Genomic DNA, 11,073 nt, shown 5'->3' on the forward strand with positions numbered 1-11,073 from the left:
CCGGGTTCGACCTCAAGCTCGGCTACGAACTCTACGCGCTCCTCCTGCAGCCGGTCGAAAGCGGCTGGAAGCCCGCGAAGAAGCTGATCGTGGTCACTAATGGCGCGCTAGGCCTGTTGCCCCTGTCACTGCTGCCGGTCGCGCCGGCGGAAGCCGCTCCAGATGCCGATCCTCTGTTCGCCTCCTACCGCGACGTACCATGGCTGGCGCGTAGCCATGCGGTGACCACTGTGCCGTCTGCCGCGGCGCTGCGAACGCTGCGGCAATTGCCGGCCAGCAAACCGGATCGCGGCGACCTAGTGGCTTTTGGCGATCCCTACTTCAACACGGAACAGGCGGCGGAAGCCGCCACGGTCAAGGTTGCTGATGTCGGCGGCAACACGGCGCCCGAAACGCTGACGCGCGGGGGCCCGCTGAGGCGGCGCAACAGCCCAAAGCTCGACGGTGTCGACAGCGCCGAAATCGGCCTGCTGCCGCGACTCCCCGATACGTCCGACGAGCTCAAATCGATCGCGCTGGCGCTGCAGGCCGATCCGTCCAAAGTGCTATTCCTCGGCAAGGACGCCTCAGAGAAGACCGTGAAGTCGATGAACCTGTCCGGCTTCAAGGTCCTGGCCTTCGCTACCCACGGCCTCGTCCCGGGCGAGCTCAACGGGCTGCAGCAGCCGGCGCTGGCGCTGTCGTCGCCTTCCGTCACTGGCGACAGCGGCGACGGGCTGCTGACCATCGAGGAAATCCTCGGCCTCAAGCTAGATGCGGACTGGGTGGTTCTATCGGCCTGCAACACCGGCGCGGCCGCCGGCGCCGGTGCCGAGGCCGCCTCAGGTCTCGGCCGAGCGTTCTTCTACGCCGGCACGCGAGCCCTGCTCGTTACCAACTGGTCAGTACACTCGCAGTCGGCGCGTGAACTCGTCTCCGATTTGTTCAAGCGCCAGGCTGGTGACGCCAAGCTGGCGCGCAGCGAAGCCCTGCGGCAGGCGATGATGGCGCTGGTCGACGGCCCCGGCCATGTCGGCAGCGACGGCAAAACCGATTTCACCTACGCCCATCCGCTGTTCTGGGCGCCATACACCATCATCGGAGACGGCGGTGTTCGCTGACGATCGGTTTTTGACGGGAGATACTGCCTTGAAGACATTGCTACGCGGCCTCGTCGCCTGCATCGCTCTTGCTCCGATGGCCGGCCCGGGGATGGCCGGTCAGGTCCTGATCACCGAGGACGAAGCCAAGCTGCCGCCGCCCAAGGGCGCGGTCGCGGCCGACCGCCGCGGCATCCTGCGCGGACCCAAGATCCAGTTCGTCGCGGATGGCGATACCGTGCACTCGCCGACGAGGCTCCATTTGAAATTCGAGTCCTTCGGCGGGACCAAGATCGATCCGGATTCGGTGAAGGTGACTTATCTGCGTACACCGAACGTCGATCTGACGCCGCGGTTAAAGCCGTTCATCCAGGCCAACGGCATCGACATACCGGATGCCGAGCTACCGCAGGGCGAACACATGCTGCGAGTCGACCTAAAGGATTCCGATGGGCGCCCAGGTACGACCAGCTTCGTGCTCAAGGTCTCACCCTGATCGCCAGCAAATGATCACTTGCTTCTACTGCCAGAGCCAGAACCCGCCGGATGTGCTGGTGTGCAGCGTGTGTTCGCGCGACATCGCGATCCCCGCCTCTCTGATTACGGAGCGTGACCAGCTCGCCAGCAAGCGCGACGCGCTGCGGGAGGAGTTGCGGAGAGTCTGCGAGCAGATAGACGCCCTGCGTCCTTCAAAGACCCGACGAGACATCTGATGGAATGCCCGTTCTGCGTAGAGACCATCAAGGATGAGGCGATTGCCTGCAAGAACTGTTCGCGCGACCTCCGCTACGTCCGACCGACATTGCTGGAGATCGAGGAGCTGGTCTCCGAACTTGACGATCTACAGCGCCAGCTCGATCGCGCCCGCGTAACCCTCGAACGATTGGCACATCCGCTGCGCTACTACGGCCTCCACACGTTCATCTACATGCTGCTGCCGGTCCTGCTGTTGGTCGGCGCGCATTGGATGGTGACCATCGTCCTCGACGTGTCTCCGGTGTGGCTGCGTATCGCCTCGGTGGCGATCCCCTTGCTGTTCGGAGTTGCCACCTATCCGATCCATAAGGTCGGACTGCTTGGCGCCGCGCTGCTCGGCTTCTGCACCTCACTGGTCAGCGTGCTATCGATGCTGATGGTGACCGGACTGCACGACAACGTGCCGATCCTACCGACGGTGTGGGTGGAGTGGCGCGAAGTGATCGAATACGGCGCCAGCATATTGCTCGCCTTCTTGTCAGGACACATCCTCGGCCTCACGGTGTTCCGCGTACTGCCGACGACCCTGACGCAGACTGGCAAACCTAACGCCGCTGCGTTCCGCGTGGCCCGACTCCTCGGCCCACACGTCGGCGAAGATCAGCTGCGCCGCCGGGCGCGGATGATTCAGGATCTGCTGCAGACCGCCGGCCCCCTCGCTGGTGTGGTAGCCACCGGCGTCGGATCGCTCTACACCGGCCTGAAGGGCGTCATCGGCGGGTAGCATCGCTTGGTCTTCGGAATGGGCCGAGGCGAACCTCGCGCGACGAGCTGCATTCGCGTTTGGCAATTCGCAGCATCGTCTTGCGCGAGCCTCGCAAACCACAGAAGATCGCCGCCAATCACAAGCTCTTGGGGGAAACCAGACGCATGCAATACGACGACGTGGTCCGCGGCCGCCGCTCGATCCGCGGCTACAAGCCTGATCCCGTGCCGCGGGAATTGATCGAGGAAATCCTCGAACTGGCGATGCGGGCGCCCTCCTCGATGAACAGCCAGCCGTGGAATTTCACCGTGCTCACCGGCGAGCCGCTCGACCGCATCCGCGCCGGCAACACCGAGCGCAATCTCGCCGGCGTGCCGCACAGCCGCGAATTCCGGATCGGGCAGCCGTTCGCCGGCCCGCATCGCGAGCGGCAGGTCACGGTGGCCAAGCAATTGTTCTCGGCGATGGGGATCGCGCGCGACGATCAGGCCAAGCGGCAGGACTGGGTGCTGCGCGGCTTTCGCCAGTTCGATGCGCCGGTGTGCATCATCATCACCTATGACCGCGTGCTGAGCGACAGCGACGACACCGCGTTCGATTGCGGCGCGGTGACCAACGCGCTGGTCAACGCCGCATGGTCGCGCGGCTTAGGTGCTGTGATCAACAGCCAGGGCATCATGCAATCACCGGTGGTGCGCGAACATGCCGGCATCGCCGACGATCAGGTGATCATGAAGGCGATCGCGCTCGGCTGGCCGGACGACGAGTTCCCCGCCAACGCCGTGGTGTCGGAGCGCAAGCCAGTGCGCGACGCCGCGCGGTTCGTCGGCTTCGAAGGCTGACACGATGTGACGTGACATCACTCCGCGGCCCGGCGCCGCGGGGTGCCGCGTGTGTCAAGCAGCTTTGACAAACCCTCGCAATTCGGAGAGTAATGCAAGCAGCCGCGCCCGAGCGGTCACCGCACGGGCCGGCCGCAACAACGCGGCCGCCCTTCCCGTCCTGTATCGCACAGTTCGTGTCACGCTCGCCGGTTGTCGATCCCGATGCAGTCCCCCTCCAGTCCCGCGGTCAGCCAGAGCGAGGCGCGCTATCGTGCGCTGTTCGAAGCGATCGACGACGGCTTCTGCATCATTGAATTCTTCGACGGCCCGCACGGTCCGCTCAGCGACTATCGCCATATCGAAGCCAATGCCGGCTACGAGAAGCAGACCGGAATTCCCAACATCATCGGCCGCACCTTGCGCGATCTCGTGCCCGACGAGGCCGAAGGCTGGGCGGAGCTGTATCGCAGCGTGCTGCTGACCGGCCGCCCGATCCATTTCGAGCGCGAGTTCATCGCGGTGAACCGTATCATCGAAGTATCGGCGACGCGGATCGAGCCGCCCGAACTGCGCCAGGTCTCGGTGCTGTTCCGCGATATCACCGCGCGCAAGCGCGCCGAGGCGGCGCTGCGCGACAGCGAGAAGCTGGCGCGAGAGAACGTGCAGCGGGTGCAGCTCGCGCTCGCCGCCGGCGCGATCATCGGCACCTGGCTGTGGGACCTGCCGAGCGACCGCTTCACCGTCGACGAAGCGTTTGCGCGCGCGTTCGGGCTCGATCCGGCGCTCGGCCGCGACGGTCTCAGCCTGGCGCAGGTCGTCGCCACCGTGCATCCCGACGATCAGGCCGGCCTCGCCGCCGCGATCGAGGAAGCGGTCAAGCGCGGCGGGCCTTACGCGCATCAGTACCGGGTGCGCCGCGCCGACGGCAAGTACTACTGGCTCGAGGCCAACGGCCGCGTCGAGCACGGCCCAGACGGCACGCCGCTGAGCTTTCCCGGCGTGCTGATCGATGTCGACGATCGCCGCGCGCTGGTGGCCGAGCGCGACCGCGCCATCGCCGAGCTGCGCGCGCTGAACGAGACGCTGGAGCAGCGCGTCGCCGAAGCCCGCGCCGAGCTGCTGCGCTCCGCCGAACAGCTGCGCCAGTCGCAGAAGATGGAAGCCGTCGGCCAGCTCACCGGCGGGCTGGCGCACGACTTCAACAATCTGCTCGCCGGCATCTCCGGCAGTCTCGAACTGATGAGTTCGCGGATCCGCCAGGGCCGCATCGGCGAGATCGACAAATACGTGGTGGCGGCGCAAGGCGCGGTGAAGCGCGCCGCGTCACTGACCCACCGCCTGCTCGCCTTCGCACGCCGCCAGACGCTGACGCCGACCGCCGCCAACGTCAACCGGCTGGTCAGCGGCATGATCGACCTGATCCAGCGCACCGTCGGCCCCGGCATCGACGTGCAGCATGTCGGCGCCGCCGGGCTGTGGAGCGTGCTGGTCGACGTGCCGCAGCTCGAAAGCGCGCTGCTCAATCTGTGTATCAACGCCCGCGACGCGATGCCCAGCGGCGGCAAGATCACGATCGAGACCGGCAACCGCTGGATCGACCGGGCGCAGTCGCGGCTGTACGACATCCCGCCCGGGCAATACGTTTCGCTGTGCGTCTCCGACACCGGCACCGGCATGACGCCGGACGTGATCGCCAAGGCGTTCGATCCGTTCTTCACCACCAAGCCGATCGGCCAGGGCACCGGGCTCGGGCTGTCGATGATTTACGGCTTCGCGCAGCAATCCGGCGGCCAGGTGCGGATCTATTCCGAGGTCGGCCAGGGCACGATGGTGTGCATCTATCTGCCGCGGCACCGCGGCGAGGCCGCCGAGGACGAGCGCTTCCCCGACTCCACCGAGATCCCGTTCGCCCAGACCGGCGAGACCGTGATGGTGGTCGACGACGAACCCACGGTGCGGATGCTGGTCGCCGACGTGCTCGAAGACCTCGGCTACACCGCGCTGGAAGCCTCCGACAGCGTCGGCGGCCTGAAGCTCTTGCAGTCCGACGCGCGGATCGACCTGCTCGTCACCGACGTCGGCCTGCCCGGCGGCATGAACGGGCGCCAGCTCGCCGACGCCGCCCGCCAGATCCGCCCCGGGCTCAACGTGCTGTTCATCACCGGCTTCGCCGAGAACGCGCTGCTCAACAACGGCCAGCTTGAACCCGGCATGGCAGTGCTCACCAAACCGTTCGCGGTCGACACGCTGGCGGCGCGGATCCGCGAGCTGATCGGGAAGTAGCAAGGTCGTACAACACGCCGAGTAGCCCGGATGCAGCGGCGCGAAATCCGGGGACCGAACCCGTGGGAAGTCCGATCCCCGCCTATCGCTGCGCTGATGCGGGCTGCAGCCGGCTACGGCGCGGGCCTCAGGTGCCGCGCAGCATTTCGCTGACCACCACCCAGTCGTTGCCGTTGAATTCGAGCAGGTAGCCGTCCTTGATCGGGCGGAAGTCGGTCGGCGAGGTATTCAGAGTGATGCCGGGCAGCAGCAGCGACAGCGGCACGTTCTTCATATTCGCCGCCTGCCGCATGATGTTGTCGCGGGACAGATCGTTGCCGCACTGCTTCAACAGCGCCACCAGCGCTTCGCCCACCGTGTAGCCGTACACGGTGCCGATATTGTTCGGGTCGAGGCCCGGCAGCCGCGCCTTCATGAACGCGATATAGGCGCTCATCGCCTTGTCGTCCTTCGGCTCGGCCACATAGGGCTTCAGCGAGCCGAGCGACAACACGCCCTTGCCGGCGTCGACGCCGGCCGGGTCCATCACGGTCGCCTTGTTGGCGCAGCCGCTGGCGAGGAAGCGGATCGGCCGCCAGCCGATCTCATGCGCCTTGCGCAGCGCCTGGGCGCAGGCGCGCGGCGTGACGCTGTAAATCATGAACACGTCGGCCTTGGTGTTGGCGAGCGTCAGCACCTGGGAGTCGACGGTGGGATCGGAGACCTCGAAGCTCGACGCCAGCGCGATCGCCTTGTCGGCGTCGGGGCCGAGGGCATCCTTGACGCCGCGCATGAAGTCTTTGCCGGCGTCGTCGTTCTGATACAGCACCGCGAACCGCGCGTTGGGGTTCTTGGCGCGCGCATAGGCGACTTCGATCTTGGCCTCGCTCATGTAGTTCGGCGCCCATGGCAGCGCCATCGACCACGGCATGTTGGCGGGGTCGTTCCACTTCGACGCCGAGCTGATCAGGAAGATCTGCGGCACCTTGTTGGTGTTGAGATATTTGGCGATCGCCGAGCTCGGCGCGGTGCCCATGGTGGCGGCGATGAACGCGACGCCGTCGCCTTCGACCAGCCGGCGCGTCGCCTCCATGGTCTTTGGCGGCGAGAAGCCGTCGTCGAGCGAGATCATCGTGATCTTGCGGCCGTTCACGCCGCCCTGCTCGTTGACCTGGTCGAGATAGGCGGCGATCGCCTTGCCGGTCGAGCTCAGCGCCGAGGCCGGGCCGCTATACGGCATGGTGTTGCCGATCTTGATCTCGGTGGCGGTGACGCCGGGCGCGTTCTGCTGCGCCTGCACCGTGGTGGCAAGCGCCGCCGCGACGGCAGCGCCGAGCCAGAGCCGAAGACTCCTCATCCGTTCTCTCCCTGTTGTTTGTTGCGATGCGGTGATCGCTTTTGTTTTTCCAGGGAGGATGGGAAACCGGAACTAACCGGGTCTTGCGCGCAGCCGCTGTATCATCTTACTCGCCGATGATCTTGATCAGCACCCGCTTGCGGCGGCCGCCGTCGAATTCGCCGTAGAAGATCTGTTCCCAGGGGCCGAAATCGAGCCGACCCTCGGTGATCGCCACCACCACTTCGCGGCCCATCACCTGGCGCTTCATATGCGCATCGGCATTGTCTTCGCCGGTGCGGTTGTGGCGATAGGACGACACCGGCTCGTGCGGCGCGAGCTGTTCGAGCCACTTCTCGTAATCGGCGTGCAGGCCGCTCTCGTCGTCGTTGATGAACACCGACGCGGTGATGTGCATGGCGTTGACCAACACCAAGCCCTCGCGCACGCCGCTGTCGCGCAACGCCTGCTCGACTTCGCCGGTGATGTTGATGAACGCCCGCCGCCCCGGGGTCTGAAACCACAGTTCCTTGCGATACGACTTCATCGCGCGGTTCTCCTTCTGCGTGTGATCGGTTACGGCGAACCATGCGGCGGCTGCGGCGCGGCATCAAGCCTAGGCGAGCTGCCGCTCGCTGCACCGCTCCTCGTCGAGGCCGGCGAGCCACGCCACTGCGTCGGCGGCGCGCATCGGACGGCCGTACAGCCAGCCCTGGCCGTAGGAGCAGCCGAGCATCCGCAGCGTCTCGGCTTCGCCCTGGCTTTCGACGCCCTCGGCGATGATGCGGTGGCCGAGCGGCCGCGCTACCGCGGTGATGGCGGCGATCAGTTGCTGGTTCTGGCGGTTGGCGCTGACGCCGTGCACGAACGAGCGGTCGATCTTGATGGTGTCGAGCGCCACGCTCATCAGATTGGAGATCGACGAGTGTCCGACGCCGAAATCGTCGATCGCCAGCCCAAAGCCGTAATGCTCGATGCGCTGCAATTCGCGGGCGCATTGCTTAGGATCGAACAGCGCTTCTTCGGTGATCTCGATCTCGATCCGGCGCGGATCGATGCCATGGCGCTGCGTCAGATCCATCAGGATCTTGGCCGGCGAATGCAGCGTCAGCTCGCGCGGCGAGACGTTGACCGCGACATTGACCGGCGGCGCGCCGCTGGCGTCGAGCGCACGCAGGAAGTCGCACGCCGCATCGCCGATGAACGACAGCAGCCGCGCCGAGAGCTGCAGCCGGATCGCGGCGTGAATGATGTCCGGCGGCGGGATCAGCCCGGCGGTCGGATGGCGCCAGCGCAGCAGCGCCTCGAACCCGACCACCTGTCCGGTGGCGAGCACGACCTGCGGCTGGAATTCGAGATGCAGTTCGCCCCGCGCCAGCGCGCCCGGCAGATCGCCGTCGATGCAGCGCTGCAGCAGAAACTCTTCCTGCATCCGCGCGTCGAACAGCCGGATGCAGGCGCGGCCGTCGTCCTTGGCGCGGTACAGCGCCGCGTCGGCGCGGGAGAACACGTCCTCGACATCGATCGGGCCGCCCGGATGCGCCGCGATGCCGATCGAGCAACTGATCGCCAGCGGCTGGCCCGCGACCCGCAGCGGCCGCGTCAGCGCGCCGCTCAGCCGCCGCGCCAGAGCCAGCGCCCGCGCGGCGACGTCGTCGCCCTGCAGCACCACGATGAACTCGTCACCGCCGAGCCGCACCGGCAGATCGTGCGGCCCGCAGGATGAGCGCAAGAGTTCGGCCACCGCGGCGATGACGCGGTCGCCGGCGTCGTGGCCGCGGGTGTCGTTGATGGTCTTGAAGTTATCGACGTCGAACAGCACGAAGGCGACGCCCTGCCCCGAGCGGCACGCAGCCGCCGCGGCGTCGCGGAAGTGACTGCGGTTGGCCAGTCCGGTGAGCGGATCGGCTCGCGCGATCTGCTCCAGCGCGCGGTTCGAACTCAGCACCTCGTTGTTGGCGCTCGCCAGCGAATTGGCGAGATCGGTCGCCTCCAGCGCGGTCATCTGGCTGGCGGTGAACTCACGCTCGCCGCCGATCGCGGCGCGAAACAACATGAAGGTGAGGAACACCCCGTCGAACAAGATGATGTAGTCGGAGCTGTTGCCGGACATCATGATCCGGAACAGCGTCGCCGCCATCACCGGCGTCGCAAACGCGAGGGCGACGGGGGAATAGGCGGCGCCCTGAATGATCGCGCCGGTGGTGGCGCCGATCATGATGAAGGTGACGTAGTCGATGCCTTGATACGCCGTGAACAGGCCGACCGCGGCCGGCACGAAGCCCCACAACAGACCGCTGGCGAGCGCCAGCAGTGTCAAATGGCGCAGTACCTGATACGGCGCGGTCTCGACCGCCCCGCTCTTTGCCAATCGCGACACCCACCAGGCACGAAACAGCGCCAGCGAGATCGCGACGCCGAGCCACCACAGGATCGGCGTCTCGCCGTTCTCGCGATACAGCAGCGCCGCCAGCGACAGCGCGATCGCGATGTTGGAGATCAAGGTGAGCCGGACATTGCGCAGCGCCGTGCGGGCCTGGGCCTTGGCGAGAGCGATCGCCTTGAAGCTGCTGTCGGCACGGGTCATGCGGCAAACTATCGGTGATGGGAAATGCGGCTGATCTTCACGCCAGCTAATCAACCAGCGGCTTTTTAACATTGGCTTTGCACGCAGCGGTAAAATGACCGCGCTGTGACAATCCGAACCTATTGGTTTCCGGTTTGGAAAGATCAGCCAGCCAAAGCGGCCGGGGACGTCGGCATTCGGGCTTCGCGTGCGCTAAGCGGCCAACACCCCGCCTCTCGGCGCTTGAATGCAACTAATACGCAGATTTCAATGGTGGTTTAGGTACTTGGAACTCGCCGCAACTGCGAACAATTTGCGAACTAACCGCCCTTAGCCGCGCGCAGCTTGGCCCAATAGTCCAGCCGCTTGCGGATCTCGCGCTCGAAGCCGCGGTCGGGCGGATCGTAGAAGGTCTGGCGGCCGAGCGTTTCCGGGAAGTAGTCCTGGCCGGAGAAACCTTCCGGGGTGTCGTGGTCGTACTGATAGCCCGAGCCGTAGCCTTCGTTCTTCATCAGCCCGGTCGGGGCATTGAGGATGTGCTTGGGCGGCAGCAGCGAGCCGGCCTGCTTGGCGAGCCGCATCGCCGATTTGTAGGCAGTATAGGCCGCATTCGATTTCGGCGCGGTGGCGACGTAGATCACCGCCTGCGCGATCGCCAGCTCGCCCTCCGGGCTGCCGAGGAAATCGTAAGCGTCCTTGGCGGCGTTAGCGATCACCAGCGCCTGCGGATCGGCCATCCCGACGTCTTCGACCGCCATCCGCACCACTCGCCGCGCCAGGAACAGCGGGTCCTCACCGGCGTCGAGCATCCGGCACAGATAGTACAGCGCCGCATCCGGATCGGAACCGCGCACCGACTTGTGCAGCGCCGAGATCAGATTGTAGTGGCCGTCGGCGCTCTTGTCGTAGATCGGCGCGCGGCGCTGCAGGATCTCCTGAAGCTGCGCGGCATTGAATACTTCGCCCTCGCGGGCCGAGCGCCAAACTTCCTCAGCGAGCGTCAGCGAGGCGCGGCCATCGCCGTCTGCCATCCGCGCCAGCACCGCCCGCGCCTCGTCGTCGAGCGGCAGCTTGCGGCCCTCGGCGGCTTCCGCCTTGGCAAAGAGTTGCTCGATTGCGGCCGCGTCGAGCGGCTTGAAGATCAGCACGCGCGCGCGGGATAAAAGCGCCGCGTTGAGTTCGAACGACGGATTCTCGGTGGTGGCGCCGACCATCACCACGGTGCCGTCTTCCATCACCGGCAGAAACGAGTCCTGCTGCGCCTTGTTGAAGCGGTGCACCTCGTCGACGAACAGCAGCGTGCCTTTGCCCATCTCGCGGCGGGCGCGCGCGGCGTCGAACACCTTCTTCAGATCGGCGACGCCGGAGAACACCGCCGAGATCTGTTCGAATTGCAGCTCGGTGGCGTCGGCAAGCAGCCGCGCCACCGTTGTCTTGCCGGTGCCGGGCGGGCCCCAGAACACCAGCGAACCGAGTGTGCGGGTCTGCAGCATCCGTGTCAGCGCGCCGTCCGGGCCGAGGATGTGATCCTGGCCGACCACGTC

10 protein-coding genes are annotated in these 11,073 nt (G+C 66.2%); 6 read left to right on the forward strand and 4 right to left on the reverse strand.

What is annotated here, in order from left to right:
* From DYI24_RS12620 to DYI24_RS12645, 6 genes are all read left to right on the forward strand, one after another.
* Positions 1–1,100 (forward strand): CHAT domain-containing protein (locus DYI24_RS12620; protein ID WP_164572528.1); only part of this gene is annotated, 1,100 nt, incomplete at its 5' end.
* 28 nt (positions 1,101–1,128) lie between these two features.
* The gene (locus tag DYI24_RS12625) at positions 1,129–1,575 is read left to right on the forward strand and encodes a hypothetical protein (protein ID WP_107345059.1); all 447 of its coding nucleotides are present in this window, start codon (positions 1,129–1,131) and stop codon (positions 1,573–1,575) included.
* 10 nt (positions 1,576–1,585) lie between these two features.
* On the forward strand, positions 1,586–1,792 hold the full coding sequence (locus DYI24_RS12630; RefSeq protein WP_107345060.1) for a hypothetical protein: 207 nt from the start codon (positions 1,586–1,588) through the stop codon (positions 1,790–1,792).
* Positions 1,792–2,559 (forward strand): hypothetical protein, encoded by a 768-nt coding sequence (locus tag DYI24_RS12635; protein ID WP_164572529.1) that lies wholly within the window; start codon positions 1,792–1,794, stop codon positions 2,557–2,559. The genes DYI24_RS12630 and DYI24_RS12635 overlap by 1 nt, the downstream gene beginning before the upstream one ends.
* 146 nt (positions 2,560–2,705) lie before the next feature.
* Positions 2,706–3,383, forward strand: a complete 678-nt coding sequence (locus DYI24_RS12640; protein ID WP_013501945.1) for a nitroreductase — start codon at positions 2,706–2,708, stop codon at positions 3,381–3,383.
* A 204-nt stretch (positions 3,384–3,587) separates the two neighbouring features.
* Complete coding sequence (locus DYI24_RS12645; protein WP_164572530.1) at positions 3,588–5,648, forward strand: ATP-binding protein; 2,061 nt, start codon at positions 3,588–3,590, stop codon at positions 5,646–5,648.
* 127 nt (positions 5,649–5,775) lie between these two features.
* On the opposite strand, the gene DYI24_RS12650 is transcribed toward DYI24_RS12645, so the two are convergent.
* From DYI24_RS12650 to DYI24_RS12665, 4 genes are all read right to left on the reverse strand, one after another.
* Positions 5,776–6,984 (reverse strand): ABC transporter substrate-binding protein, encoded by a 1,209-nt coding sequence (locus tag DYI24_RS12650; RefSeq protein WP_164572531.1) that lies wholly within the window; start codon positions 6,982–6,984, stop codon positions 5,776–5,778.
* A 106-nt stretch (positions 6,985–7,090) separates the two neighbouring features.
* Complete coding sequence (locus DYI24_RS12655) at positions 7,091–7,510, reverse strand: secondary thiamine-phosphate synthase enzyme YjbQ (RefSeq protein ID WP_011158763.1); 420 nt, start codon at positions 7,508–7,510, stop codon at positions 7,091–7,093.
* Positions 7,511–7,579: 69 nt separating this feature from the next.
* Positions 7,580–9,550, reverse strand: a complete 1,971-nt coding sequence (locus DYI24_RS12660) for a putative bifunctional diguanylate cyclase/phosphodiesterase (protein WP_164572532.1) — start codon at positions 9,548–9,550, stop codon at positions 7,580–7,582.
* A 299-nt stretch (positions 9,551–9,849) separates the two neighbouring features.
* On the reverse strand, positions 9,850–11,073 hold a 1,224-nt coding region (locus DYI24_RS12665), incomplete at its 5' end, for a replication-associated recombination protein A (protein ID WP_164572533.1).

The organism is Rhodopseudomonas sp. BR0C11, from assembly GCF_010820945.1.
GTDB classification, from domain to species: domain Bacteria; phylum Pseudomonadota; class Alphaproteobacteria; order Rhizobiales; family Xanthobacteraceae; genus Rhodopseudomonas; species Rhodopseudomonas palustris_H.

What these genes read in the sequence shown, in the direction of transcription:
- DYI24_RS12630 (WP_107345060.1), top strand. Translation starts at nt 1,586, where the DNA reads ATGATCACTTGCTTCTACTGCCAGAGCCAGAACCCGCCGGATGTGCTG.
- DYI24_RS12635 (WP_164572529.1), top strand. Translation starts at nt 1,792, where the DNA reads ATGGAATGCCCGTTCTGCGTAGAGACCATCAAGGATGAGGCGATTGCC.
- DYI24_RS12640 (WP_013501945.1), top strand. Translation starts at nt 2,706, where the DNA reads ATGCAATACGACGACGTGGTCCGCGGCCGCCGCTCGATCCGCGGCTAC.
- DYI24_RS12645 (WP_164572530.1), top strand. Translation starts at nt 3,588, where the DNA reads ATGCAGTCCCCCTCCAGTCCCGCGGTCAGCCAGAGCGAGGCGCGCTAT.
- DYI24_RS12650 (WP_164572531.1), bottom strand. Translation starts at nt 6,984, where the DNA reads ATGAGGAGTCTTCGGCTCTGGCTCGGCGCTGCCGTCGCGGCGGCGCTT.
- DYI24_RS12655 (WP_011158763.1), bottom strand. Translation starts at nt 7,510, where the DNA reads ATGAAGTCGTATCGCAAGGAACTGTGGTTTCAGACCCCGGGGCGGCGG.
- DYI24_RS12660 (WP_164572532.1), bottom strand. Translation starts at nt 9,550, where the DNA reads ATGACCCGTGCCGACAGCAGCTTCAAGGCGATCGCTCTCGCCAAGGCC.